We start from the raw sequence: 25,848 nt of genomic DNA, 5'->3' as shown, positions 1-25,848 counted from the left end.
GGATTTTGCTGCACCGACACGGCCAAAGAAATTATCTCGGGCGTTATTGCCGCACCCTGCATGCGCGCCCTAGTCATCGATCGCCTGATAGGCAAGCGTCCAGAAATCGGTGAATACGGGTAGCGGCTGCGGCGAATCCATCAAGCGCTGGGTCAACAGGATTCCGGTCATCGCCTCGCGCGGGTCGGAATACCAGGACGTGCCGTAACCACCGTCCCAGCCGTAGCGGCCGGGCACGTGGCAGAGATCGTCACGCCCCGTGAATACCGACATCCCGAATCCCCAGCTGCGCGCGGCACCGAGGAACATTTCGGAGCCCTGCTTGTGTTCCGGCGCGAGCTGGTCCGAGGTCATCAACTCCACCGACGGCCGCGACAGGATGCGCTCGGAACCAAGCCGCCCGCCATTGAGCAGCATCTGCGCGAACGCGTTGAAATCGTCCGCCGTCGAGACGAGGCCCGCGCTGCCGTTCTCGAACAACGGCGGCGATGCAAACTTGCCCGCGGTCGGATCGTCGAACACTTTTAGCGCACCGGTCGCGTGATCGCGGGCATAGGAGGTCGCAAACCGCTCGCGCTTGTCCTGCGGCACATAGAATGCCGTGTCGGTCATGCCCAGCGGGGCGAAGATGCGCTCCAGCAAAAAATTCGCCAGCGACGTTCCGGCGACGCGCGCGATCAGCACGCCGAGGATCTCGGTCCCGCTGTTGTAGAGCCAGCGCTCGCCGGGTTGATAGGCCAGCGGCAGCGTGCCGTAGCGGCGCATCAGTTCGTCCGGCGGAAACGACGGAAACACCGGCCCAGGCGCGAAGCCGGCATCCGCCATCGCCATCTGGATCGGATAGCGCTGCGGAAACACCGGGATCATGCCGAGCCCGAGGCGGAAGGTGAGCAGGTCGCGCAGCGTGATCGCGCGCTGCGCCGGCACGGTGTCGTCGATCCCGGACTCGATGCTGCGCAACACCTTGCGGTCGGCAAGCTCGGGCAGCCAGCGATCGAGGGGATCGTCGAGCCTGAGCCGGCATTCCTCGACCAGCATCATGGCGGCGACCGCGGTCACCGGCTTGGTCATCGACGTGATGCGGAAGATGCTGTCGCGCTGCATCGGCGCGCCGCCATCAGCCATTCGGCCAATGACATCGGCGTGGATCTCGCCGCGGCGGCTGACCAGCGCGACCAGACCCGGCACGTCGCCGTCGGCGACATGGCGCGCCAGCACCTCGTGCATCCGTCCAAGCCGCGCGCGCGACAGGCCACCGTTGTCACTTGGCATTCTCTTGTTCCCTTGCGGACATCATCACGCTCACAGACAACGACGATCGAGCAACCGCGAGATCGACATCGTCGGCGACGTTCATCGTTCCTGCTTGACGAGCTTGCCGTCCTGGTGCGAGGGGCCGAAATAGACGTCGACACGCTTCACTCGATCGCCCTCGAACACGAAGAACTCGGTGTTGCGAAAGCTTTTGCCGTCCTTGGCGACGCAGCGATAGGTGACGAAGGCATCCGGCCCCTCGACCATGATCCGCTCGATCTCGTGGCGGCCGATCCAGTCGCTGTTGCGCCAGCACTTGTCGAAATAGGTCGGCTTGTCGATGTTCTCGCCATACGGTGTGTTGAAGTGGAAATCCTCCGCGAACGCCTGCGCCACCCCCTCGCGGTCGTTCGCGAGATAGGCGGCGAAGATCGCGCGGATGATCTCCGCTTTGTTGCCAGCTGCTGCCATATCGTCTCCAGACTCCCTGCGACCGGCGCGATCCGGAGGGAACCCCTCCAGATCGCGGGCCTCAGGTGGAAGACGAACGGGAACACCGAAACAAGACAGTCGGCTTGATAATTTTTGCGGGTGCGTTCCAGAGGCAGGAGTGGGCTTAGCCGTCCTTCGGCAGCATGCCGAAATAGGGTTCGGCCTCCTTGATGACGCGCGCGAAGGCCGGCCGCACCTTGAGCCGCTCGAGATAGGCATTCAGATGCGGCAGCGTGTCGCCGAACGGCTCGGCCATATTGCCGTAGAACAACGCCGGCGCGGCCGCGCAGTCGGCCAGCGTGAAGCCCTCGCCCATCATCCAGCGGCCGGGCGCGATCTGCTGCTCGAGCATCGCATAGGAGGTACGGAGCTGCGCCCGCGCTTCCGCCACACCATGCGGATCTTTCTTGTCGGCCGGGCGGAGCCGGTCGCCGACGATCTTCTGCATCGGCGCATGGATGTAAAGATCGAGAAAACGATCCCGTAGCCGCGTCTTGAGCGCGAGATCAGAATCCACGGGGATGAACCTAGTGGTGCCGGGATAATGTTGATCGAGATATTCGATGATGGTGGTTGATTCCGGCACCGTCTCTCCCCGCGCATCGTCGCTGAGGACGGGAAACTTGCCGATCGGCCACAGCGCGAGCAGGGCGGCGCGCTGGTCAGGGTCGCCGAGATTGACGGAGTTCGGCTTGAAGGGAGTGCCGTTTTCGTAAAGCGCGACCAGCGCCTTCCAGCAGTACGAGGACAGCGGGTGATAATGCAGTGTGAGGGGCATTGGCGTTCCTGTGATCTTGTCAGTGGCCCCAGGACGAACCGGAAGTAGCCGCGCCGACATGTCGCACGAACATTATTTGATCGGTCAGAGCGGGGGCAACGGGTCCGACACCGGCGCCAGCCGTTGACGGTCGGTGCGCCGAAGACGCGGATCGAATCGTCCGATCGTTAAGCGAAGACTTACTGCGCCATCACGCTTCGTAATACGTCCATCAATCCGCACAATTGCGGAGCCTCCATCGTGATATGAAAGCGATGCAGTTGCGCCCGTAAGAGTACGGTAAACATGCCATATCTGCTGTGGATGATAACGTGCACACTCGCAAAATAATTCCGCGAATTGAGCGACATGGCTTCATCCGCAGAGCAAGTTGCGTCGACGTCGCTGCCGCGTCGCAAAAATCAGCCTTTACCGATGCTAAACGGCTCTCTGCAAATTCTCCGTGAGTTGCCTCGATCCGCTTTTTCTCATCCCGTTTCGCTATTGAACCTTCACGGAGCCCTGATGTTTACCTTCAGCAACAAGGCGAAGATCCAGAATGCGCTGGCGCAAGCCGCAGCGATCAGCAAGTCGCAAGCTGTGATCGAATTCCGCCTCGACGGCACCATCGTCACCGCGAACGAGAACTTCCTCAACGCGATGGGCTACACGCTCGACGAGATCAAGGGCAAGCATCACAGCCTGTTCGTCGAACCCGCCACTCGCGACAGCCGCGACTACCGTGAATTCTGGGCAAGCCTCAACCGCGGCGAATTCCAGGCCGCGCAATACAAGCGCGTCGCCAAGGGTGGCCGCGAGATCTGGATCCAGGCCTCCTACAACCCGATCATGGACAAGAGCGGCAAGCCGGTCGGCGTGGTCAAGTTCGCCACCGACATCACCGCGCAGAAGATCCACAGCATGGAGGACGCCGGCAAGATCGCCGCGATCAGCCGGGCGCAGGCGGTGATCGAGTTCAACATGGACGGCACGATCGTCAGCGCCAATGAGAATTTCCTCGGCGCGATGGGCTATTTGCTCGCCGAGATCCAGGGCAAGCACCACAGCATGTTCGTGACCCCGGCCGACCGCAGCAGCGCGGCCTATCGCGAGTTCTGGGCGCGGCTGAACCGCGGCGAGCTCGAGACCGGCGAATTCAAGCGCCTTGGCAAGGGTGACAAGGAAATCTGGATCCTCGCCTCCTACAACCCGATTCTCGACGAGAGCGGCAAGCCGTTCAAGGTCGTCAAGTTCGCGACCGACGTCACGCAGCAGAAGCTGAAGGCGGCCGATAATGACGGCCAGATCGACGCGATCGGCAAGTCGCAGGCGGTGATCGAGTTCAACATGGACGGCACGATCCGCAACGCCAATCCGAACTTCCTCACCGCGCTGGGCTATTCGCTTGGCGAGATCCAGGGCAAGCACCACAGCATGTTCGTCGAGCCTGTCGAGGCAAGTTCGACCGCCTATCGTGAGTTCTGGGCTTCGCTCAACCGCGGCCAGTTCCAGGCCGCCGAATACAAGCGCATCGCCAAGGGCGGCCGCGAGATCTGGATCCAGGCCTCCTACAACCCGATCCTCGACCTCAACGGCAAGCCGTGCAAGGTGGTGAAATACGCCACCGACATCACCGCGCAGGCGATCGGCCGCAAGAAGGCCGAAAGCGCGCGCGGCCTGATCGAGGCGGTCGCCGCCGGCAGCGAGGAGATGAGCGCCTCGATCCGCGAGATCTCGGAGACCATGACCAAGTCCAAGCAGCATGCGTCGGCGGCCTCCGGCCGGGTCGAGGCTGCGGATGGCCAGGCCCAGAAGCTCAACACCGCCGCGCAGTCGATGAGCGGCATCGTCGAGATGATCTCGAACATTACCGGGCAGATCAACCTGCTGGCGCTCAACGCCACGATCGAATCGGCCCGCGCCGGCGAGGCCGGCCGCGGCTTCGCCGTGGTCGCTTCCGAAGTGAAGAGCCTTGCCAACCAGGCCCGGCAGGCGACCGACACGATCTCGACCGAAATCGACGCGCTGAACGGCATCGCCGGCGAGGTGGTCAGTTCGCTGACCGAGATCAAGTCCGCGATCGCCGGCGTCAACGAGTACATCACCTCGACCGCCGCCGCGGTCGAGGAGCAGAGCATCGTGACGCAGGACATGTCCACCAACATGCAGCGCGCCTCCGCCGAGCTCGCGGCGTAAGGCGCGAAATCGCGACACCCGTCGTTTCCACCCAACGGCCTTGACCTTGCCGTTGGGGACGCTAGCGGGAAAGCCTCGAAGGATGAACGGCCGGGCTGGGGACGGACATCCTTCGAGTTGCGCCAGCGGGCCCACCGGGTCAGGCCCCTGCTCGTTGCCACCTCCCCGATAGCTTACTGACAGCGCAGCGCCGGTGTCCGGTTGACACCGCCGACCAAAGGTCGCAGACGCTCCCTTGATCGCGAGCAGACGCCGCTCGCTCGAACAACGGACCCGCATCATGACCTCGTCTCCGCCCAAAGTCGCACTCGTTACCGGCGCCGCGCGCGGCATCGGGCTTGCGACGGCAAAACGGTTTCTCGGCGAAGGCTGGCGCGTTGCGTTGCTCGATATCGAGGACGCATTGCTGCAAGCTGCGGTCGCGGCGCTTGATGAACCCGACAATACTTTGGCGCTGACCTGCGACGTCTCGGATGCCGGCGCCGTGGCAGCGGCGATCGCGGCGGTCAGCAGCCGCTTCAGCCGGCTCGACGCCCTCGTCAACAACGCCGGCGTTGCCGTATTCGCGCCGGTGCTGGAGACCAGCGATGCCGACTGGAGCCGCATCCTCGCGGTCAACCTCACCGGTCCGTTCCTGTGCACCAAGGCGGCCGCACCGCTGATGCGCGAGCATGGCGGCGGCGCGATCGTCAACATCACCTCGATCTCGGCGGTGCGCGCCTCGACGCTGCGCTCGGCCTACGGCACCAGCAAGGCGGGTCTCGCGCATCTCACGAAGCAACTCGCGGTCGAGCTCGCCCCGCTCGGCATTCGTGTCAATGGCGTCGCTCCAGGGCCGGTCGAGACCGCGATGGCCAAGGCGGTGCACACCGCGGAAATCCGCGCCGACTATCACGACGCGATTCCGCTCAACCGCTACGGGCTGGAAGAGGAACTGGCGGACGCGATCTTCTTCCTCTGCTCGGACCGCGCCAGCTACATCACCGGACAGATCCTCGCCGTCGACGGCGGTTTTGACGCCGCCGGCATCGGCCTGCCGACCCTGCGTGGCCAGCGGCGGAATGGTTAGCCAATACGACAGTCTCGAACTCCCGCCTCACCCATCACCCGCAGCCGGCAAAGCCGGTGAAAACATGTTGTATTCGCCCGCAATCTTCGCGCGTGCAGCATGACCTTCGCGCCCCAACGGCCTAACCTTCGCGAAGCGGCGCCAGTCCGACGCCGCACCGGTGCCTGTGCACCATATCGGGGAGAATCACGTCATGTCGGGAGTTCTCGTCAATCTGATCATTCAAATCATCAGCGGAGCCGTCGGCGGCAATGTCGCCGCAGGCGCGGCCAAGAACATCGATCTCGGCACGCTCGGAAACACCATTGCGGGTGCCATCGGCGGCGGTGCCGGGGGACAACTGCTCGGCATGCTGATTCCACTGCTCGCCAATTCCGGTGCGACGCCTGACATCGGCAGCATCGTCGGACAGGTCGCCGGCGGTGGCGTTGCCGGCGCCGTGCTCACGGCGATCGTCGGTGCGATCAAGAACCGGGCGACCTGAACCATCCCTCATCGGCGGGAGGGGCATCGGTCTTGACGATGCCCCANAATCCGGCGCAAGCCTGCGCTATCAGATGCGGCGGGACCTTGATCGCATCGGCGACACGGATTGCGCTCATGAAGATGATTGTCGCGGCGGCAGCTTTCTGCGCAACAATTTCCTGCGCCCAGGCCGAGATACGCATCCTCGCCAGCCCCGGCGGCCAGGTCGGCCCGTTCATCGAATTGTTCGACAAGGTGCGCGCATCAGGCGAACGCGTGGTGATCGACGGCCCGTGCCTGTCGGCCTGTACGCTGGTGCTCTCGATGGTGCCGAACGACCGCATCTGCGTGACCCGACGCGCGGTGCTCGGCTTCCACGCCGCGCGCTCGATCGACCGGCGCGGGCGTCTATATGCGGAGCCCGAAGCATCCGAGGCGGTGCTGGAGGCCTACCCGGCCCCGGTGCGCGGCTGGATCATCCGCCGCGGCGGATTGACGTCGCGCCTGCTGCTGCTGCGCGGCCGCGAACTCGCGGGGATCTATCCGCGGTGCAGGTAGAGCGCTCGCGCCGGTCAATACCGTCATCCTGAGGAGCGCGAAGCGCGTCTCGAAGGATGCACGGCCCGAGTGGGGCCGTCGATCGTTCGAGGGCCGCTGAAGAAGCGGCCACCTCAGGATGACGGACCAACAGGGGATGCCCTCGCTACATCTCCTGCGGGCAGTTCACCATCCAGGGGATGCCGAACTGATCGACGCACATGCCGAAGCCCTTGGAGAAGAAGGTCTGGCCGAACGGCATGGTGATGCTGCCGCCGTCGGCCAGCGCCTTGAACCTACCCTCGGCCTCAGTGGGATCCTCGACCTGCAGCGAGACCGAAAAGCCCTGCGGCTTCTGGAAATGACCGGGCGGGGCGTCGGACGCCATGATGACCTCGCCATCGATCGTGATCTTGGCGTGCATGATCTTGTCCTTCCACTCCGGCGGCATCGGCATCTCCGGCGGTCCTTCGCCGAACGGGAACGAGGCCTCGATCTTCGCGCCGAGCACCTTCTGATAGAATTTCAGCGCGGCTTCGCAATTGCCGTCGAAGTACAGATAGGGATTGACCTGCATGGCTTGCTCCTTGGGGGACTGACGAGGAACGTAACGGCTACTTTTCCGTGAGCTTCTTCAGGTTGGCGAGACCGGCTTCGAAATCCTTGCCGATCATGTGATCCAGGCTGATGAACACCTGCATGAGCTTCGACATGAAGACGGCCGGACCGTACATCGTCCATGTGACGCTGGTGGCATCGCCCTGCGGCAGCATTGTGAACTCGGCGGTGTTGTGGCCCTCGAACGGCTTGAAGAAATCGAGCTTGATGACGATCTTCGACGGCACCGACGCATCGAGGATCTCCATGCGGCCGGAGCCGACATTCTTGTTGCCGTCCCACGCATAGACCGCGCCCTGGCCGCGTTCCGCGCCGCCATAGGTGCGCTTCATCGCGGGATCCCTGGTCTCGTAGGGCGACCATGCGACCCATTGGTGGAAGTCGTTGATCAGTGGGAATATCCGCTCCGCCGGCGCCTTGATGCTGATCGCACGCACGACCCGAAGCTTATCAGGCTTGGTCGCCGCCAGGATGAGGACGACCGCAATCGCGATCGCCAGGATGACGGCGATGATGGCAATGGTCTCGAACATGATAGTCTCCGTGACAACAGATTCAGGAATAGGTTAGCGGCGAAACGGAATCAGCGTGCGCAGATTACCGTCGCGCAGATACAGCCCGCCCCACACCATCAGGCCGAGATAGACCCCGAACAGCGTATGCGTGAACAGCGGGCTGCCGATCCGAACATGCGAGGCGATCGCACCGCCGAGATAGCCGGTGAGCAGGATCGCCCCGAGGATCGAAGTCGGCGGCACCGAATAGAGCAGCGTGCAGACGATGGTGATGAGGCCGAGGCTGCGCGCGAGCGTCTCGCTCGAGCCGTAACCCATTCTGTCCAACGTCTCGGTGACGACTGGCCACGGCACCAGCTTGATCGCACCATCAAACAGCAGGAAGACGATGACAAGGCCGCTCAGGATGCGGCCGATGATGCGCGCTGGCTTTGAGACTTCGGTCTCGGCGATGGTCGGCATGACAGGCTCCGCGAGGCTTGGTGATGCTCTGTCATTATGACGAACGGGCGAGTACGGGGCCGACAGGGGGTGTGAAGATTTTTCAGAGTTCGTCATGGCCGGGCTTGTCCCGGCCATCCACGCCTTCCTTTTCGCGCCATCCAAAGACGTGGATGCCCGGCACAAGGCCGGGCATGACGATTGAGAGAGCTGAAAGCTACTTCGCCTTCGCCTGCCCTGGCTTGCTGTCGCGTATCAGGCGGTCGATATGCATGCGGATGTGGGAGGCTTCGGCGGTGGTGTTGGCCAGCGCGATGGCGCGGTCGAAAGCGACGTGGGCCTCGTCGTTGCGGCCGAGCTGCATCAGGAAAGCACCGCGCACGCCGAAATAGTGAAAATAGTTGGAGAGCCGTGGTGCCAAGGGGTCGATCATGTCGAGCGCCGCCTCGGCCCCCCTCACCTTGGAGACCGCGACTGCGCGGTTCAGCGTCACCACCGGCGACGGCTGCATGAGTTCGAGCGCGCCATAGAGCAGGTCGATCTGCGTCCAGTCGGTATCCTCGGGCTTCTCCGCGCGGGCGTGCAATGCTGCGATCGCCGCCTGGATTTGATAAGGCCCACTCCGGCGGTGGCGCATCGCCTTGTCGATCAGCGCCAGCCCCTCGGCGATCAGCTTCTGATTCCACAGGCTGCGGTCCTGGTCGTCGAGCAGGATCACCTCGCCCTCCGCGTCGAAACGCGCGGCGGCGCGGGCATGCTGCAGCAACAACAGCGCCGTCAGCCCCATGATCTCGGCCTCGCTCTGGAACAGCCGGAGCAGCAGCCGAGCGAGACGGATCGCCTCCTCGCACAGCGGCGAGCGGATCTCCGCGGTGTCGCCGCTCGCCGAATAGCCCTCGTTGAAGATCAGGTAGATCATCGCAGCGACCGAGGCGAGCCGCTCGCTGCGCTCGACCGCGCCCGGGGTCTCGAACGGCACTTGTGCACCGGCGACGCGCGCTTTCGCCCGCGTGATGCGCTGCTCCATCGCGGCCTCCGAGACCAGAAAGGCGCGCGCGATCTGCTTCACGGTGAGGCCGGAGACGATGCGCAGGGCAAGCGCGATCTGCTGCGTTGCCGGCAGGTCCTTGTGGCAGCAGATGAACAGCAGCCGCAGGATGTCGTCGCGGTAATGCGAGCCGTCGAGCCGCTCGGCGATCTCGTCCTCGGCGTCGCCGAGGTCGGAGATCGCCTGATCGTCCTCGGGCAGCGGCTCCTGCTTCTTGCTGCGCCTGATATCGTCGATCGCGACGTTGCGACCAACCATGATCAGCCACGCCGCGGGATCGCGCGGCGGGCCGTTCTGCGGCCAGTTCTTCAGCGCCCGCAGGCAGGCGTTCTGGAACGCCTCCTCGGCGGTATCGAGATTGCGGAAATAGCGCAGCAGCGCACCGACCGCCTGGGGACGCGCCGACGTCAGCGCGGCATCGATCCAGGCGGTATCGGTCACGGCTTGACACTCCCGGCAGTGAAGTAGCCGACCGGGCGGATCTCATAGGTGCCGCCGGGATTGGCCTCGCCCAGCTCGCGCGCGAAATCGAGCACCTCGTCGAGGTTCTTGGCCTCGATCACGTAGAAGCCGAGCAGTTGTTCCTTGGTCTCGGCGAACGGACCGTCCAGCACCAGCGGCGGGTCCTCCTTACGCAGCGTCGTCGCGGACGTGGTCGGCAACAGCCGCGCCACCGGACCGAGCCGGCCCTGCTTGGCGAGTTTGTCCTGCACGACGGTCAGTTTCTGCATGACGTCGGCGTCGTGTTCCTTGCTCCAGGAACCGACCAGATCTTCGTCATGATAGCAGAGGATGGCGTACAGCATCGAAAGGGCATCTCCGTTCATCTCAGGAACGAACGATTATGCCCGCTGCCGACAGGGGGAGCGAAAGAAATTTCGGCCGGTTTCGAAGCCGGAAGCGCAGTGAATTCGCGCCGGACGCCGAGGTCGCGGTGGCTGGCCGCGTCAGGCCATCACCGCGACGATCGGAACGTTGCGATTACCAGTAGACGCCATAACGGGCGGCGATGCGGCGCGCCTTGGCTTCGTCGCCCTCATAGTGACGGGCGTGAGCCTTCTTCACCGGCTTGGAGGCCTGGTGCTTTGGCTCGTCGGCCTGCGCTTGGGCAGGCTGGGCCTCGACCGGAGCCGGCCGGGCTTGGGTTTGGACTTGCGGCGCTGGATCGGCCGGCTTGGCGGTCTCGACCGCCTGGACCGGGGCGGGCGCGTCGTTGGCGGCCAGCACGAGGCCGCGGTTCTGGCCGGCCTGGGCGGCGGCGGAAACGAGGACGAAAGCGGAAATCAGGAACAGTTTGCGCATGGAAGTTCTCCCCTGTTGATGGCAGGAGACTAGGGGTGCGGATCGTGTCGTTCCGTGATCTAGATCACGCTAAAGCATGATCCGGAAAAGTGGGCAGCGGTTTTCCGAAAAGATCATGCTCAAACAAGAGGTCGGAGGTATTTGGATGGGTAAGGGCGTGCTCGCGCTGCTGATCAACGGCGGCGCGGAAAACTGGTCGCCGTCGCGCTGGAAGGCACGGTTCGACGGGGTCTGCGGTAACAGGCGCGTGGTGCTGCTGCCCGACCCGGCGCTCGATCCGGCCGACGTGCACTACGCTGCGGTCTGGAAGCCGAAGCCCGGCGAGCTCGCCACGTTCGGCAATCTGCGCGTCATCTTCAATCTCGGCGCCGGCGTCGACGCGCTGATGGCCGACCGCTCGCTGCCCGACGTGCCGCTGGTGCGGGTCGCGGTTGACGACCTCACCGACCGCATGACCGAATATGTCGTGCTGCATGTGCTGATGCATCACCGGCAGGAGCTTTACCTGCGGGAGTCGCAACGGGAGAAGCGCTGGGCGCCGAAATATCAATGGGCCGCGGGCGCGCTCACCGTCGGCATCATGGGGCTCGGCACGTTAGGCGCCGCCTCGGCGCGTGCGCTGCGCGCGCTCGGCTTCCGCGTGATCGGCTGGAGTCGCAGTGAGAAGCAGATCGACGGCATTGCCTGCTTTCACGGCGCCGACGGGCTCGATGCGTTCCTGCGCCAGACCAACATCCTGGTCTGCCTGCTGCCGCTGACGCCGGACACACGGCATGTCCTCAACCGCGATCTGTTCGCGAAACTGAACCGCGATAGTCCGCTCGGCGCGCCCGTGATCATCAATGCCGGCCGCGGCGGCCTGCAGAACGAATCCGACATCCTGCAAGCGCTCGACGACGGCACGCTGGGCGCCGCCTCGCTCGACGTCTACGAGACCGAGCCGCTGCCCGCGAGCAGCCCGTTCTGGAGCCATCCGAAAGTGGTGCTGACGCCGCATAACGCCGCCGACACCGACGCCGACGAGATCTCGAAATATGTCGCGCAGCAGATCGCGCGGTTCGAGGCCGGCGGTGAGCTGGAGAATGTGGTGGATCGTAAGCGGGGGTATTGATCGTCGTCCCGGCGTTCGACGGTGCAAACCACCGTCATTGCGAGAAGCGAAGCGACGAAGCAATCCATCGCTCGGCAAAACCGAGAGATAGATTGCTTCGCTTCGCTCGCAATGACGGTTGAGGGATCGTTATCTCACCCCATCGTCGCCACGACATCTGCGAGCCGGTCGTACGCGGGCTCGACGCCCTTCTCGATGCCGGAATTGAGGTGGCCGTCGCGGGCTTCCCTGGTCGGGTGCTTGATGGTGGTCGTCAGCGTGGTCTTGCCATCAGCCTCCACGAAGATCGACGTCACCAGATATTCGTCGCTGGTGAAGCCGGGCATCGCGAAGGTCTCGCCGAATACGACGCGCTCGGGGCGCGCCACCTCGCGATAGGTCCCGCTCAGCACGTGCTCGATGCCCTCGGACGAGCGGAACACGAAACGGTAGGCGCCGCCGACGCGCAGGTCGATCTCGCACACCGGCATCGCGAGCTCGGCGCAGCCGAGCCAGCGAACGACGAGGTCCGGCTTCGTCATGGCGTCGAACACCAGATGCCGCGGCGCGTCGAACTGGCGCGTCATGGCGAATTCGAGATCCGATGGGGTCGTGATCTTCAGTTTCCTATCCACGCGTGCGTCCACTTTTCTTCTCCCTGGTTGCTTTGACCTTGCGTTTGGTCCGCGGCGGGGCTTTAGCGGCCTCCTCCGCCTTCATCTCCTCGAGCAGTCCATCGAGGCGGTTGAAGCTCTCATCCCAGAATTGGCGGAAATTGCCGAGCCAACCATCGGCCTGCTTGAACGCAACAGGCGCGATCCGGCACGGCCGCCACTGCGCCTCGCGGGAGCGCGAGATCAGCCCGGCATGTTCGAGCACCTTCAGGTGCCTTGAGATCGCCGGCAGGCTCATGTCGAACGGCTCGGCCAGTTCCATCACCGAGGTCTCACCGAGCGCGAGCCGCGCCAGGATCGCGCGCCGGGTCGGATCGGCCAGCGCCGCGAAGGTCGAACTCAGGGGATCGAGCGCCATCTGTACTTAGCCTATTAGTTAAATAACCTATGGGTTAAATATGACCAAATGGCATGCGCGTCAACCGCCGATTTTGTCTGCGATGCGGGTCGAGCGACCTAGCTCGGTTTGCGCGCGAAGGTGACGTGCGTGGCGTTCGGGCTCGCCACGCGCGCGACGACCTCATAGCCGAGGCTAGGCAGATCGAGGCCGGCGAACAGGTTCTCGCCCGCCCCCAGCAGCACCGGCGACAGGGCCAGTTGAACCTCGTCGAGCAGACGCGCCTGCAGGAATTGCCGCACGACGGAAACGCCGCCGCCGACCCGGATGTCCTTGCCCTGCGCGACCGCGCGCGCCCGCTCCAGCGCAGCGATGATGCCGTCGGTGACGAAGTGGAAGGTGGTGCCGCCCTCCATCTCAATATCCGGGCGCGCGTGATGGGTGAGCACAAACGTTGGCGTGTGGTACGGCGGATTGTCACCCCACCAGCCCTTCCAAGAGTCATCCGGCCAGGGACCGCGGACCGGACCGAACATGTTGCGTCCGAGGATCCAGGCTCCGATGCCCTCCATCGACTTGCGCGCGATCTCGTCGTCGATCTCGTTGCTGCCGCCATCCTGGCCGGTCATCGCACGAAATGTCCGCGTCTGCAGGAACCAGCCGGGCAGCACCGTGCCGCCTTCGCCGAAGGGATTTTCGAGGCTCTGGCGCGGCGCGGCGCCGAAGCCGTCGATCGATACCGAGAAGGCTGAAGTTCTGACTTTTCCCATGATATTTGCTTCCATGAATGACGCATCGCATGGAAGACGGCCTGGACAACCGGGAGCCGACATTCGACGCGAAAAAATTACGCGGGCTATTTCGCCCCGCAGATCACGTCGAGGGCGCCCTTGACGATGGCTTCGAGTTCCTTGCGTGGCACCTGGGCGCGGGCGCGGATCGCGACGGTGTGGATGGTCGCGGAGGCAAGATGCGCGAGCACGGTCGCGTCCGTGCTCGCGGGCAGTTCGCCGCGCTCCTTGGCGATCCCGAAGCAGGTGGCGAAGGCCTTATCGAGCTCGACAAAGCCTTCCAGCACCATGCCGCGGATCGCAGGATCCGACACCGCCTCGGACGCTGCCGTCATCACCGTGAAGCAGCCGCGCGGCGATTCCCCTTCGGTGTAGATGTCGAGCGCGATCGCGTAGATGCGCTTGAGCCGCTCTCGCAGCGGCGCTTCGCTGCGGAAGATGTCGACCATCGCGGTACGCGCATCGTCGCGATAGCGCTGGTAGCTCTTGATGTAGAGCTCGCGCTTGTCGCCGAACGCGCCATAGAGGCTCGGCCGGTTCATGCCGGTGGCGGCGCTGAGATCGTCGAGCGAGGTTGCCGAGAATCCATCGCGTCTGAAGAGATCGAGCGCCCTGCCGAGCGCGACATCGGGCTCGTAGGCGCGCGGCCGCCCGCGCCGCTTCGGCGCTGCGGGCGCATCCATTTTGGCAGCAGATGGCGGCTTGTTACTTTTTTGTACCATTTCGCATTAAATTCCTTGACGCCCTCGATATTATACAAGACAGTACAAAAATCAACACCGGCCCGGAAACCCGCGCCAAGCAACACCAAGGAGGCACCCATGGACCTTTATTTCTCACCGCTCGCGTGTTCGATGGCGACCCGCGTCGCGCTGTATGAGGCGGGCGAACAGGCCAACTTCCTCGAGGTCGATCCCAAGACCAAGCGGGTCCAGACCGACGGCTCCGACTTCACAAAAATCAACCCGCTCGGGCTGGTGCCGACGCTGCGCACCGATGACGGTGTGGTGCTGACCGAGAACGCCGCGATCCTGCAATATGTCGCCGACCGCTTCCCGCAGGCCGGCCTCGGCCCGACCTCCGGCGCCGAGCGCCCGCGGCTGCATCAATGGCTGTGCTTCATCGGCACCGAGCTGCACAAGGGCCTGTTCGTGCCGGTGCTCGACAAGAAGGCGCCGGCGGAGGTGAAGACCTATGTGCTGGGGCGATATCTGTCGCGGCTCGACTATCTCGAGGACCATCTGAAGGGCCGCGAGTACCTGCTCGACCATTTCAGCGTCGCCGACGCCTATCTCGTGACTGTGATCAACTGGACCATGGCGACGCCGCCGATCGAGCTGGCCAAATGGCCGGCGCTGAAAGCTTATTTCGATCGGCTGCGGACCCGGCCGTCGGTTGCAAAGGCGATCGCGGAAGAGTTCGAGCTCTACAAGGCCGAACTCGCCCGGCACAAGGCGGCGGCGTGACTCTCTCCCGCTCCCTCTCCCCGTTCTTCACGGGGAGAGGGAGCGGGGCGAGGGGCTGCTTCCACGACTCGTGAGCGAAGTTAGACCTGTACCCCCTCACCCGACATTCGCTACGCGAATTTCGACCTCTCCCCGCAAGCGGGGCGAGGTGAAGTGCGCAGCCCCTCATTTGAATCAGAACGGGCTCTCGCCCAATCCCGGCACATCCGCCGGCCGCGGGCCCGGGGCCGGCCAGTGGAAGCGGCGATCCTTTTCGCTGATCGCGATGTCGTTGATCGAGGCTTCGCGGCGGCGCATCAGGCCGTGCTCGTCGAACTCCCACTGCTCGTTGCCGTACGAGCGAAACCAGTTGCCGCCGGCATCGTGCCATTCGTACTGGAAGCGCACCGCAATGCGATTGTTGTCGAAGGCCCAGAGATCCTTGATCAGCCGGTACTCGCGCTCTTTTTCCCATTTGCGGGTGAGGAAGGTCACAATCTCCTCGCGTCCCCCAAACACCTCGGAGCGGTTGCGCCAGCGGCTGTCCTCGGTATAGGCGAGCGCGACGCGGGCGGGGTCACGGGAATTCCAGGCATCTTCCGCCATGCGCGCTTTCTGCGCGGCGGTCTCACGGGTAAAAGGCGGAAGCGGCGGGCGTGACATGGCGATCCCTCGCGGTTGTTGTCGCGCGCAATCTATCGCCGCGAGACCAAGAGTCGATGGCCGGTTTCCTATCAGCCGATAGCGGGATCAGATCATTGCCGCGCCTTCACCGCGCGCTCGATATCGGCGATGTCGATTTTCTTCATCTCGAACATCGCACGCATGGCCGCGGAAGCGGCCTCGCGATCGTCGCCGGAGACCAGTTCCAGCAGCCGTGCCGGCGCGATCTGCCACGACAATCCAAACCGGTCGGTCAGCCAGCCGCATGGCTGTTCCTTGCCGCCCTCGGTGAGCTTGCTCCAGAACTCATCGATTTCGGCCTGGATCTCGCATTCGACGAGCAGCGAAATCGATTCATTGAACTTGTACTGCGGTCCCGCGTTCAAGGCGCGGAATTGCTGACCGGCAAGCTCGAACGTGACGAGCATGACCGAGCCTGCCTTGTCAGAGACTGCGTCCGGGTAACGGCTGATCGCGGTGATGCGGCTGTCCTTGAACAGCGACGTATAGAAGCGCGCGGCTGCTTCGGCCTGGGTGTCGAACCAGAGAAAGGTTGTGATCTTTTGGCTGATCTTGACCATGGTTGTTTCCTCCTTGTGACGTTTTTTGTGGGTCAACAAGTCCAGCGCCTAGAGCCATTTCCGTTCCGATGGAATCGGAACGGGGCTCTAGATTCTTGTTTTGACGCGTTTCCTTTACGCGAACCGGTATCCACTTCGCTCGAAAACGCTCTAGATCAGATCGGCCTTCATCAACTGCCGGATCGCCTTCGGAATCGGCTGCGCCCTGCCCTGGCTGACGAAGGCGACGCGCACCTGCGCCTTGACCAGCACGTCGTCGCCGCGCTTGACCTCCTGCGCCAGCATGATGGAAGCCCCCCTCACCGCAACCGGCCAGGTGACGACGTCGAGCATGTCGTCCATCCGCGCGGGCTTGAGGAAGTCGAGCGTCATCGAGCGCACCACGAAGGCGAAGCCACCGGTCTCCTCTTGCGCCTCCTCGAACAGCGCGTTCTGTTCGGCGCCCATCAGGCGCAGATGATTGGTGCGCCCGCGCTCCATGAAGCGCAGATAATTAGCGTGATAGACGATGCCGGAGAAATCGGTGTCCTCGTAATAGACGCGGACCTGCATGTGGTGCCGTCCGTCACGGATCGCGCCGTCGATATGGGGTAACGTCATTCTGATCGATTGGCTCGCTCTCGAGCCATCTCAAGAAATGTCTGTAAATCCCATGGCACAATGCGCCCTGCTTCAATGTCAATCATGCCCTCTTCGATAAGGCATTTGAGCGCAGAGAGTTTCCCGGCTTGTTCGGCGTGTGGATCCATCGAGGAAAATTAACAGCTTTGGCGCCGAATGCACAGGCCAGATCACGGCAACGGTCGGCGGAAACTACGAAACCGCCGGCCCCTTCGAACCCAGCGTCACCTGCACGATTTCGGGGGGAACCCCGAGGCGGAACGGCATGATGCTGCAGCCGAGGCCGCCGGAGACGATGACATCGGTCTTCAGCCTGAGGTGGCCATAGGCGAGCCGCATGCCCTGTTTGACGGGCACCGCGGGCGACCAGCCGAGCAGCCGGACCTGGCCGCCATGGGTGTGGCCGGACAGTTGCAGCGCGACGCGCGAAGGCACGCGGCGCGCGATGTCGGGTTCGTGCGCGAGCAGGATCACCGGCGCATCGTCGGTGATTTTGGCCAGCGTCGCACCGAGATCGTCGACGCCGACATGGGCGATTTGCCGAAAACGCCGTGCCGGCAGAAAAGCGAGCTGGTCGCCGAGGCCGGCGAGCCAGAACGGACGGCCGTCCTTGGTCAACCGCACCACGTCGTTCTCGTAGACCGGAATGCCGACCCGCTCCAGCGCGCGACGGGCGACCGGTACACCCTCGCCCTGGCGCTGCACGGCCTTGTCGTCCCAGTAATCATGGTTGCCAAGGATCGCATGCACGCCGAGCGGCGCCTTCAGGTTCGCGAGCACCGCGGCCCATTCGGAGGCCGGAATGAACCGCGTGACGTGGCGAAGCCCCGCCACATAGTCGCCGAGCAGGACGATGATGTCGGCGTTCAGCGCATTGGTGCGATCGACAATCTCCGAAATGCGGTCGAGCGACATCCAGGGATCGCAGGCGTGAATGTCGGCAAGGGCCGCGATCTTGAGCGGAAAATCGGCCGGCCATTGCCGCGGCGCCAAGTCGTAGCGCGTGAGCGTGAGCCGGACGACCGGCTCGCTGACGCCATAGGCCGCGGTCGAGGCGCCGGCGGCGGTCAATCCGCCGACGGAACGGAGAAAATTGCGACGTGAAATCATGGAAGTCCGACCAGTGATGCCCGATCGAGCTAGCCCCGCGATTGAAGCGGAATTGGGCCACGTTTGTGCAGAAGGCCTGCAGGGGCGTTGCAATGGTTACCGGCTGATAGCGCCGTGCACTGCATCAACACGCATTCTCACGGGTTCGCTCACGGCTTCGAGAGCACGCTCAGTCGCCGTCGCCATCGCCGCCGAACAGACCGAACTGCGCGGGATCGCGGGTCGGCTCGGCGAGGCCAAGATGTCGGAAGGCGTGCGACGTCAGGAGACGCCCGCGCGGGGTGCGCTGCAGGTAGCCGCACTGGATCAGATAGGGCTCGATGATGTCCTCGATCGCGTCGCGCGGCTCCGACAGCGCCGCCGCCATGGTCTCGACGCCGACCGGGCCGCCGCCATAGTTCATCGCGATCGTCGTGAGATAGCGGCGATCCATCGCGTCGAGCCCGGCGCTGTCGACCTCGAGCGCGGAGAGCGCGCGATCGGCGATGCCGCGATCGATCGAGTCGGCATCTGCCGCGGAGGCAAAATCTCTGACACGGCGCAGCAGGCGTCCGGCGATCCGCGGCGTGCCGCGGGCGCGGCGCGCGATCTCGTTGGCGCCATCGGGTGTCATGCCGATGCTGAGCACACGGGCGCCGCGGGTGACGATCCGTTCCAGCTCCTCGATCGTGTAGAAATTCAGCCGGATCGGGATGCCGAAGCGGTCGCGCAGCGGGTTGGTGAGCAGCCCCGCTCGGGTCGTCGCGCCGACCAGGGTGAATTTTGCCAATTCGATCTTCACCGAGCGCGCCGCGGGGCCCTCGCCGATGATCAGGTCGAGCTGGAAATCCTCCATCGCGGGGTAAAGCACTTCCTCGACCGCCGGGCTGAGGCGATGGATCTCGTCGATGAACAGCACGTCGCGTTCTTCGAGATTGGTCAGCAGCGCGGCGAGGTCGCCGGCCTTGGCGATCACGGGGCCGGAGGTGGCGCGAAAGCCGACGCCGAGCTCGCGCGCCACGATCTGCGCCAGCGTGGTCTTGCCGAGGCCGGGGGGGCCAACGAACAGCACATGATCCAGCGCCTCGCCGCGCTTCTTCGCCGCCTCGATGAAGATCGAAAGATTCTTGCGCGCCTGCGCCTGGCCGACGAATTCAGTCAGCAACTGCGGACGCAGCGCGGTGTCGCCGACATCGTCAGTGCGGCGTTCGGGGGTGACGATGCGGGAGGGCGGCGTATTCATGTGACGACAATATCACGGGACTGGTAGTTTCCCCTCGCCCCGCTCTTGCGGGTAGAGGGTTGGGGTGAGGGGCTCTCTCCACTGGGCGATGCGCGTCGAAAGACCTGTACCCCCTCACCCGGATCGCTCCGCGATCCGACCTCTCCCCGCAAGCGGGGCGAGGTGGAGAACAGCTCGCGCGGATATCTGCGGGTCACTTCGCCAGTTCCTTCAGCCCCAGCCGGATCAGCTGCGCGGTCTCGGCATGCTCACCCGCACTGCGCGAGGCGGCGGCGATCGCGGCGGCGGCCTGCGGCTGGCCGTAGCCGAGATTGACCAGCGCGGAGATCGCGTCGGTGACCGGGCGCGGCGCGCGGTTGTTGTCGAGCGCGCCGGACAGATGCACCACCGCCGGATCGACATTGGAGTATTCCGGCGCCTTGTCCTTCAATTCGCTGACGATGCGCTCAGCCACCTTCGGCCCGACCCCCGGCGTCCGCGCGACCGCGGCCTTGTCGCGCAGCGCGATCGCGTTGGCGAGATCAGTCGGCGGCAGCGTAGAGAGCACCGCGAGCGCGACCTTGGCGCCGACGCCCTGCACGGTCTGCAGCAGGCGAAACCATTCGCGCTCGTGATCACCGCGGAAGCCGAACAGCTTGATCTGATCCTCGCGGACATAGGTCTCGATCGAGAGCACCACGGCCTCGCCCGGCGACGGCAGCGCCTGCAAGGTGCGGCTGGCGCAATGCACCTGGTAGCCAACGCCGCCGACATCGAGGATCACGTAGTCCTCGCCATAGGAATCAATCAGGCCCTTGAGCTTGCCGATCATGGCAACACCACAAATTCGACGCTCGCGGCGCGCGCAGTGAGGAGGGCACCGGCGGTAGGGTTCCCTCCCCCCTTGTGGGGGAGGGTTAGGGAGAGGGGTGCCGCTTGCGCAGCGGCCTGACGTGGTGCGAGGACAACTCCGTCGATGTCATCGAACGTTGTGCCAACATAACTTGCGCGAGCTTGCGTCATACCCGACGTCTGAGCCCGGGGCTTACCCCTCTCCCCAACCCTCCCCCACAAGGGGGGAGGGAGCCCGAGCAGCGTGCTCACCTCACTTCGTGAAACGTCGCTACACGGTATCATAAGCTCGCCACCCTCAGCCGCAGTGCGGTGCTCTGGCGGTGATGGGCGTGGGTGATCGCGATCGCGAGCGCGTCAGCCGCGTCGGCGGATCGCGGCTCCGCTTTCGGCAAGAGGATCTTCAGCATCATCTGGATCTGGCTCTTCTCGGCATGTCCGGCGCCAACCACGGTCTTCTTGACCTGGTTCGGCGCGTATTCCGCGACCGAGATACCGAACATCGCGGGCGCCAGCATGGCGACGCCGCGCGCCTGGCCGAGCTTCAGCGTGGCAACGCCGTCCTTGTTGACGAAGGTCGCTTCCACCGCGGCTTCCACCGGTTTGAAGTCACTGAGCACGGCCGCAAGCCCTTCATGGATCGCGAGCAGGCGGCTCGCCAGCGGCAGATTGTCCGGCGGCTCGACCGAACCGCAGCCGATATAGACCAGACGGTTGCCCTCGGTCTCGATCACCCCCCAGCCGGTGCGGCGGAGACCGGGATCGATACCGATGATGCGGACGGGGGTGCGAATCGGCTGGGATGTCATGGGGTAGTGATACCGCCTGCTACCCGGGAACGAAACACAAACAGGGCGTCATCCCCGCCCCTGTCGCGCGCTCGAGCCCGATCCTATATGCTCAACGACGAGCATCGACAGGAGCCACCATGCTTCCCCTGATCGTTTTCATCACAATCCCGGTCCTTGTGGTCGCGTTCTTGTCCGGACGGTTCACTGCCAACTATGCCGCCGAGAGGGGACGCTCGAAGCGCGTCTGGTTCCTCTGGGGCGCGGCGCTGTTTCCGCTCTTTCCCCTGCCGTGGATGGTCCTGGGGCTCCTGCCAAACAAGTAAGGCCGCCTCGGGGGCGGCCTCCCCACTCGTCATCCCCGCGAAGGCGGGGATCCAGTACGCCGAGGCTTCTCGGATCAAACACAGGTCTCTGGAATCCTGGGTTCGCCCGGACAAGCCGGGCGATGACAACGGAGCAAGCGGCTCAGCCGCCCATCTTCGCCATCAGCGCGTCGGACACTTCGAAATTGGCGAACACGTTCTGCACATCGTCATGCTCGTTGAGCAGGTCGATCAGCTTCAACAGCTTTTCGCCGGTCTCGTCGTCGACGGAGATGGTGTTCTGCGGCTTCCAGGTCAGCGCCGCCTTGCGCGGCTCGCCGAACTTCGACTCCAGGGCCTTGGCGACCTCGCGGAAGGTTTCCTGCGAGGCGTAGACCTCGTGGCCGCTTTCGCTGGAGGCTACGTCGTCAGCACCGGCCTCGATCGCGGCATCCAGCATGGCATCGTCGGAGGCGACGCTTGCGTCATACTCAATGATGCCCGTGCGGTCGAACATGAAGGCGACCGAGCCGGTTTCGCCGAGATTGCCGCCCGACTTGGTGAAGAAGGAGCGGATGTCGGAGGCGGCGCGGTTGCGATTGTCGGTCAGCGCCTCGACGATGACAGCGACGCCGCCCGGGCCATACCCCTCGTAGCGGATATCGTCATAGTTCTCGCCATCGCTGCCCGAGGCCTTCTTGATGGCGCGGTCGATATTGTCCTTGGGCATGTTCTCGACCCGGGCCGCAACCACGGCGGCGCGCAGCCGCGCATTCATCGCCGGATCCGGGGTTCCGAGCTTGGCAGCCACGGTGATTTCGCGGGCCAGCTTGCCGAAAAGCTTCGACTTCTGGGCATCCTGCCGGCCCTTGCGGTGCATGATGTTCTTGAATTGGGAATGGCCGGCCATGCGAAGTCTCTTGGAAAGCGTCAGTCGGAGGGGTGGAAAACGCGGCCTTATAGGCCCGTCGCGGGCCAAAATCAAAGATCGGCAGGGCATTCTGTCACAGGAACAGGTCCGCATGGCGAAATATCAGGCAGTTGTTAACCCTGACTTCATGCCCGGATGCGAGGATCACGCGTTCCATCTCAACTCCCAAGATCAACTCCCAAGAGTCCCCATGGCGTTCGGTTTGTTTCGAAGGCGAGGGCCGGAGCCGGTTGCGCCTGCCACAGAATCCAGGGTTCCCGCCGTGGCGGTGACACCCGCGCCCCCCGCCTCCACCGAGAGCGATTCGGCGAAGGAAATCCTGGAACTGCTGGAGCTTGAGCTCGGCGGCATGATCCGCCAGCTCGAGCGCGCCGCCAGTTCAGTATCCGACGGCGCCGAGGCGACCGCTGCGACCCTGTCGACCATCCGCGCGCGCACCGACGCCCTGACCGGCCGCTCCAGCGCCGCGCAGAGCACCGCGACCACCTTCTCGGAGGCCGCCGGCAGGTTCACCCATTCCGCCGAGGGTATCGGCCAGCAGGTGCGCAGCGCCAGCAAGCTGGCCGACGACGCTGCAGCGGCGGCCCGCGAGGCCACCGCCAATGTCGACCGCCTGCGCGAATCCTCGGCCGCGATCGGCAACGTCGTCAATCTGATCGCGCAGATCGCGCGCCAGACCACGCTGCTGGCGCTGAACTCGACCATCGAGGCGGCGCGCGCCGGCGCCGCCGGCAAGGGCTTTGCGGTGGTTGCCACCGAGGTCAAGGCGCTGGCGGTGCAGACCCAGAGCGCGACCGAGGAGATCACCAGGAAGATCGATGCGCTGCAGAAGGATGCCACCGGGTCCGCGGACGCCGTCCATCGCATCTCGCAGGCGATCGCGTTGATTCGCCCGGTATTCGAGAACGTCAACGGTGCAGTCGCCGAGCAGAACCAGATCACCGGCGAGATGGGCCAGAACGCGGCCTCCGCCTCCCACTTCATCGTCTCGGTCGGCGACAGCGCCGGCGAGATCGACAGCGCGACCAGGGAAGCGGCTGTTCATGGCGACAGTGTCGCGAAGGCCGGCAAGGCCGTAACCGCCTTCGCCCAGAAGCTCAAGGCACGCTGCGCGGTTCTGCTGCGCCAGAACGAGCGCGGCGATCATCGCAAGAACGAGCGCCTGCCCTGCAGCCTCACCATCGAGATCAAGACCGCAACGCGCATGATCACCGCGCCGGTCTACGAGATCGCGATGGACGGCATCCTGATCGCCGGTCCGGACGCCGACAGGCTCCCCACCAACGAAAGCCTCAGCGCGAACTTTAAGGAAATCGGCGCCTGCCGGATCAGAATCGGCGAACACAGCAAGGTCGGCGCCCGGGCACGCTTCGAGGCGGCGAGCGCCGCACTGCGCGAGGCGATCGAAGACAGGATGTGGGCGATCCACGAAGAGAACACCGAATTCGTCGCCCGCGCGATGGAGGCCGGTGCGGCGCTGACCAAGATCTTCGAGAACGGCGTGGCGAGCGGTGCTGTTACGATGGAGGATATGTTCGATACCAATTATGTCGAGATCGCCGGGACCAATCCGGTGCAGCACCGCACCAGGATGCTCGACTGGGCCGATCGCGCGCTGCCGCCGATCCTGGAGGCATTCCTCGCCAAGGAGAAGCGCCTGGCGTTCTGCGCCGTGATTGACCAGAACGGCTATCTGCCGGTGCATAACAAGATCTATTCGCATCCGCAGCGGCCCGGCGACACAGCCTACAACACCGCCAACAGCCGCAATCGCCGCATCTTCAACGATGCCGCCGGCCTCGCCGCCGGCCGCAATCAGCGCGCCTATCTGATCCAGAGCTATGCGCGCGACATGGGCAATGGCAACACCGTGATGATGCGCGAGATCGATGTGCCGATCCGCGTGCAGGGACGGCATTGGGGCGGCTTCCGCACCGCGTACAAACTTTGATGGGAATTCTTGTAGCCCGGATGGAGCGAAGCGCAATCCGGGACCGATGTGCCCATTGAGGGAACCCCGGATTTCGCTGCGCTGCATCCGGGCTACGCAGTTCGCGCTCAGGCAAGACCGAAGGCGCGAATCACGCTTTGGTTTCGAGATGGGAATGCCGCGGCGGATCAACGGGCCGCTCTGACGGGAGGAAGTTCGAAGATGTCGGTCGTGCAGCTTGCAGTTCTGGACACGTCGTCCAGCCGAACGCTGGCCGAACGGGTCGTTGACCAGCTCGCCGACCGGATCGGCGGCCTTGGGGTGGAGCTTGCCGACATCGCCGGCAACGTCCAGGAGGTCGCAAGCCGCGTTGCGAACCAGTCGGAGCGGTTCCACCGCCTGCAGAAGACGGCCGAGACGATGGTCACGGCCAATCACGACATCGCCAACGCGTCACAAGCGGTGCAATCGACCACGTCAGCCGCGGCCGGCGAAATCGCCCAGTCGCGCAGCGTGGTCGACACGGCGGTCAGCCACATTTCGGAACTCGTCACAGCGGTGAACCGTATCGAAGCCCGGCTGGCCGCGGTCGGCGCCGCGCTGTCGCAAGTCGCAAAAGTCTCCGGTTCGATCGAAGCGATCGCCAAACAGACCAACCTGCTCGCGCTCAATGCCACGATCGAAGCGGCGCGCGCCGGCGCCGCCGGCCGCGGCTTCGCCGTGGTCGCAAGCGAGGTCAAGAACCTGGCGGAAGCAACCCGTCAGGCCACGCACCAGATCTCCGACACCGTGCGCGATCTCGACGGCCAGATCGGCAGCCTGATCGGCGAAAGCAGCGACGCCTCGCTGCGGGCGAAAAGCGCCGGTGAAGGCGCCCAGCAGATCGCCGGCATCATCACGCGCGTGCAGCAAGGCTTCGCGTCCGTGGGCGCCGAGATCGACGGCGTCACGCGCGCCGCGACCTCCAATCTCGGCCATTGCGACACTGTTATCACCGAGCTCGATGAACTCGCCAAGGGCGTCGACCTCTCTTCGCGCGATCTCAAATATGCCGACGAGCGGGTGGCAAAGCTGCTCGAGACCTCCGAAGGTCTGATCGCGCTGATCGCCGACAGCGGCGTGGAAACATCTGACGCGCCGCTGATCCGCGTCGTTACCGAGACCGCGAAGCGGATTTCCGACGCGTTCGAGAGCGCGGTCGCGCGCGGCGACGTCACGCTCGACCAGTTGATGGACGAGAAGTACCGCGAGATCGCCGGCACCAATCCGAAACAGTATCTGACCGACTACACAGCCTTCACCGACCGCGTGCTGCCCGCGATCCAGGATCCGATCCAGAAGAGCGACCCGCGCATCGTGTTCTGCGTCGCGTGGGCGAGGAACGGCTATCTGCCGACCCACAATCCGAACTACCGGCTGCCGCAGGGCCCGGACCCGGTCTGGAACAACGCCAATTGCCGCAACCGCCGCCTGTTCAACGACCGCGCGGTGAAGAAGGTCGCCGCCAGCACGAAACCGTTCCTGCTGCAGACCTATCGGCGCGACATGGGCGGCGGCAACTTTGTCCTCATGAAGGACCTGTCGTCGCCGATCGTCATCCGCGGCCGCCACTGGGGCGCGTTCCGGATGGGCTTCCGGCAGAGCTGAGGGCAGGCAAATTCCTGCGCCCGCGATCCGCAATTGCCGATCGGAAGACGCACTGAAATGACGATCGTCATTTCAATTAGCCTAAAACTGCAGCAGTCGGGCCGCACGATCGCGTGAACGGCATGCATACTCTTCGGTTATGCAAGTCAGCCTTGCGGACAATATCCTGGCTTCCCAATTGATCGTAA

Annotated in this window: 30 protein-coding genes; 9 read left to right on the top strand and 21 right to left on the bottom strand. The window is 64.3% G+C overall.

Features of this window, described 5'->3' with window-relative positions; genetic code table 11:
• Positions 1–69 precede the first annotated feature (69 nt).
• From UP09_RS35925 to UP09_RS35915, 3 genes are all read right to left on the bottom strand, one after another.
• Positions 70–1,272, bottom strand: coding sequence for a serine hydrolase domain-containing protein (locus tag UP09_RS35925; protein ID WP_044543120.1), 1,203 nt, complete (start codon positions 1,270–1,272; stop codon positions 70–72).
• 81 nt (positions 1,273–1,353) lie between these two features.
• Positions 1,354–1,725 carry a nuclear transport factor 2 family protein gene (locus UP09_RS35920; RefSeq protein ID WP_044543119.1) on the bottom strand — a complete coding sequence of 124 codons (372 nt, stop codon included), beginning with the start codon at positions 1,723–1,725 and terminating at the stop codon, positions 1,354–1,356.
• Positions 1,726–1,870: 145 nt separating this feature from the next.
• Positions 1,871–2,524, bottom strand: a complete 654-nt coding sequence (locus UP09_RS35915; protein WP_044543118.1) for a glutathione S-transferase family protein — start codon at positions 2,522–2,524, stop codon at positions 1,871–1,873.
• 504 nt (positions 2,525–3,028) lie between these two features.
• Here UP09_RS35915 and UP09_RS35910 point away from each other — a divergent pair.
• From UP09_RS35910 to UP09_RS35895, 4 genes are all read left to right on the top strand, one after another.
• Entirely contained in the window at positions 3,029–4,699 is a 1,671-nt protein-coding gene (locus UP09_RS35910; RefSeq protein ID WP_044543117.1) for a methyl-accepting chemotaxis protein, read from the top strand.
• A gap of 280 nt (positions 4,700–4,979) precedes the next feature.
• The gene (locus UP09_RS35905) at positions 4,980–5,768 is read left to right on the top strand and encodes an SDR family NAD(P)-dependent oxidoreductase (protein ID WP_044543116.1); all 789 of its coding nucleotides are present in this window, start codon (positions 4,980–4,982) and stop codon (positions 5,766–5,768) included.
• A 193-nt stretch (positions 5,769–5,961) separates the two neighbouring features.
• Positions 5,962–6,252 carry a hypothetical protein gene (locus tag UP09_RS35900; protein WP_044543115.1) on the top strand — a complete coding sequence of 97 codons (291 nt, stop codon included), beginning with the start codon at positions 5,962–5,964 and terminating at the stop codon, positions 6,250–6,252.
• Between the two features lie 116 nt (positions 6,253–6,368).
• Positions 6,369–6,791 (top strand): hypothetical protein, encoded by a 423-nt coding sequence (locus tag UP09_RS35895; RefSeq protein WP_044543114.1) that lies wholly within the window; start codon positions 6,369–6,371, stop codon positions 6,789–6,791.
• A 145-nt stretch (positions 6,792–6,936) separates the two neighbouring features.
• Here UP09_RS35895 and UP09_RS35890 read toward each other — a convergent pair whose 3' ends face one another.
• From UP09_RS35890 to UP09_RS35865, 6 genes are all read right to left on the bottom strand, one after another.
• Positions 6,937–7,347, bottom strand: coding sequence for a VOC family protein (locus tag UP09_RS35890; protein ID WP_044543113.1), 411 nt, complete (start codon positions 7,345–7,347; stop codon positions 6,937–6,939).
• A gap of 37 nt (positions 7,348–7,384) precedes the next feature.
• Entirely contained in the window at positions 7,385–7,921 is a 537-nt protein-coding gene (locus UP09_RS35885) for an SRPBCC family protein (RefSeq protein WP_044543112.1), read from the bottom strand.
• 33 nt (positions 7,922–7,954) lie between these two features.
• Complete coding sequence (locus UP09_RS35880; protein WP_044543111.1) at positions 7,955–8,365, bottom strand: DoxX family protein; 411 nt, start codon at positions 8,363–8,365, stop codon at positions 7,955–7,957.
• Positions 8,366–8,561: 196 nt separating this feature from the next.
• Entirely contained in the window at positions 8,562–9,833 is a 1,272-nt protein-coding gene (locus tag UP09_RS35875; protein ID WP_044543110.1) for an RNA polymerase sigma factor, read from the bottom strand.
• On the bottom strand, positions 9,830–10,198 hold the full coding sequence (locus UP09_RS35870) for a YciI family protein (protein ID WP_044543219.1): 369 nt from the start codon (positions 10,196–10,198) through the stop codon (positions 9,830–9,832). Before UP09_RS35870 ends, UP09_RS35875 begins: the two co-directional genes overlap by 4 nt.
• Positions 10,199–10,373: 175 nt before the next feature.
• Positions 10,374–10,694, bottom strand: coding sequence for a hypothetical protein (locus UP09_RS35865; protein WP_044543109.1), 321 nt, complete (start codon positions 10,692–10,694; stop codon positions 10,374–10,376).
• A 145-nt stretch (positions 10,695–10,839) separates the two neighbouring features.
• Between UP09_RS35865 and UP09_RS35860 the strand changes: the two genes are divergently transcribed.
• On the top strand, positions 10,840–11,805 hold the full coding sequence (locus tag UP09_RS35860; RefSeq protein WP_044543108.1) for a 2-hydroxyacid dehydrogenase: 966 nt from the start codon (positions 10,840–10,842) through the stop codon (positions 11,803–11,805).
• Between the two features lie 134 nt (positions 11,806–11,939).
• On the opposite strand, the gene UP09_RS35855 is transcribed toward UP09_RS35860, so the two are convergent.
• The 4 genes from UP09_RS35855 to UP09_RS35840 all read right to left on the bottom strand — a co-directional run bounded on the left by UP09_RS35855 (position 11,940) and on the right by UP09_RS35840 (position 14,308).
• Entirely contained in the window at positions 11,940–12,419 is a 480-nt protein-coding gene (locus UP09_RS35855) for an SRPBCC family protein (protein ID WP_044543218.1), read from the bottom strand.
• Positions 12,412–12,816, bottom strand: coding sequence for an ArsR/SmtB family transcription factor (locus tag UP09_RS35850; RefSeq protein ID WP_044543107.1), 405 nt, complete (start codon positions 12,814–12,816; stop codon positions 12,412–12,414). Before UP09_RS35850 ends, UP09_RS35855 begins: the two co-directional genes overlap by 8 nt.
• A gap of 98 nt (positions 12,817–12,914) precedes the next feature.
• Entirely contained in the window at positions 12,915–13,565 is a 651-nt protein-coding gene (locus UP09_RS35845) for a dihydrofolate reductase family protein (protein ID WP_044543216.1), read from the bottom strand.
• Between the two features lie 86 nt (positions 13,566–13,651).
• On the bottom strand, positions 13,652–14,308 hold the full coding sequence (locus UP09_RS35840; protein WP_044543106.1) for a TetR/AcrR family transcriptional regulator: 657 nt from the start codon (positions 14,306–14,308) through the stop codon (positions 13,652–13,654).
• A 99-nt stretch (positions 14,309–14,407) separates the two neighbouring features.
• Here UP09_RS35840 and UP09_RS35835 point away from each other — a divergent pair, with 99 nt between their 5' ends.
• Positions 14,408–15,052: a glutathione binding-like protein gene (locus UP09_RS35835; protein WP_044543105.1), complete on the top strand. Its 645-nt coding sequence runs from the start codon at positions 14,408–14,410 to the stop codon at positions 15,050–15,052.
• Between the two features lie 174 nt (positions 15,053–15,226).
• On the opposite strand, the gene UP09_RS35830 is transcribed toward UP09_RS35835, so the two are convergent.
• The 7 genes from UP09_RS35830 to ruvC all read right to left on the bottom strand — a co-directional run bounded on the left by UP09_RS35830 (position 15,227) and on the right by ruvC (position 20,868).
• On the bottom strand, positions 15,227–15,694 hold the full coding sequence (locus UP09_RS35830) for a nuclear transport factor 2 family protein (protein WP_044543104.1): 468 nt from the start codon (positions 15,692–15,694) through the stop codon (positions 15,227–15,229).
• Between the two features lie 92 nt (positions 15,695–15,786).
• A complete protein-coding gene (locus UP09_RS35825) occupies positions 15,787–16,275 on the bottom strand; it encodes a VOC family protein (RefSeq protein ID WP_044543103.1) in 489 nt (162 codons plus the stop codon).
• A 150-nt stretch (positions 16,276–16,425) separates the two neighbouring features.
• Positions 16,426–16,875: a tol-pal system-associated acyl-CoA thioesterase gene (gene ybgC, locus UP09_RS35820; RefSeq protein WP_044543102.1), complete on the bottom strand. Its 450-nt coding sequence runs from the start codon at positions 16,873–16,875 to the stop codon at positions 16,426–16,428.
• A 213-nt stretch (positions 16,876–17,088) separates the two neighbouring features.
• A complete protein-coding gene (locus UP09_RS35815; protein WP_044543101.1) occupies positions 17,089–18,006 on the bottom strand; it encodes a metallophosphoesterase in 918 nt (305 codons plus the stop codon).
• 169 nt (positions 18,007–18,175) lie between these two features.
• Positions 18,176–19,228 (bottom strand): Holliday junction branch migration DNA helicase RuvB, encoded by a 1,053-nt coding sequence (gene ruvB / locus UP09_RS35810; RefSeq protein ID WP_044543100.1) that lies wholly within the window; start codon positions 19,226–19,228, stop codon positions 18,176–18,178.
• A 193-nt stretch (positions 19,229–19,421) separates the two neighbouring features.
• Complete coding sequence (gene ruvA, locus UP09_RS35805; protein WP_044543099.1) at positions 19,422–20,039, bottom strand: Holliday junction branch migration protein RuvA; 618 nt, start codon at positions 20,037–20,039, stop codon at positions 19,422–19,424.
• 301 nt (positions 20,040–20,340) lie between these two features.
• Positions 20,341–20,868, bottom strand: a complete 528-nt coding sequence (gene ruvC, locus UP09_RS35800) for a crossover junction endodeoxyribonuclease RuvC (protein ID WP_044543098.1) — start codon at positions 20,866–20,868, stop codon at positions 20,341–20,343.
• A 119-nt stretch (positions 20,869–20,987) separates the two neighbouring features.
• On the opposite strand from ruvC, the gene UP09_RS35795 reads away from it, so the two are divergent.
• Positions 20,988–21,173 carry a hypothetical protein gene (locus UP09_RS35795; RefSeq protein WP_044543097.1) on the top strand — a complete coding sequence of 62 codons (186 nt, stop codon included), beginning with the start codon at positions 20,988–20,990 and terminating at the stop codon, positions 21,171–21,173.
• Positions 21,174–21,315: 142 nt separating this feature from the next.
• Here UP09_RS35795 and UP09_RS35790 read toward each other — a convergent pair whose 3' ends face one another.
• Positions 21,316–22,062, bottom strand: coding sequence for a YebC/PmpR family DNA-binding transcriptional regulator (locus tag UP09_RS35790; protein WP_044543096.1), 747 nt, complete (start codon positions 22,060–22,062; stop codon positions 21,316–21,318).
• A gap of 211 nt (positions 22,063–22,273) precedes the next feature.
• Here UP09_RS35790 and UP09_RS35785 point away from each other — a divergent pair, with 211 nt between their 5' ends.
• Complete coding sequence (locus tag UP09_RS35785; RefSeq protein ID WP_044543095.1) at positions 22,274–24,034, top strand: methyl-accepting chemotaxis protein; 1,761 nt, start codon at positions 22,274–22,276, stop codon at positions 24,032–24,034.
• A 201-nt stretch (positions 24,035–24,235) separates the two neighbouring features.
• Entirely contained in the window at positions 24,236–25,660 is a 1,425-nt protein-coding gene (locus UP09_RS35780; RefSeq protein ID WP_044543094.1) for a methyl-accepting chemotaxis protein, read from the top strand.
• The last annotated feature ends 188 nt before the right edge of the window (positions 25,661–25,848 follow it).

This window comes from Bradyrhizobium sp. LTSP885, assembly GCF_000938305.1.
Classification (GTDB): domain Bacteria; phylum Pseudomonadota; class Alphaproteobacteria; order Rhizobiales; family Xanthobacteraceae; genus Bradyrhizobium.
This window is presented reverse-complemented; position numbering and strand designations above follow the sequence as displayed.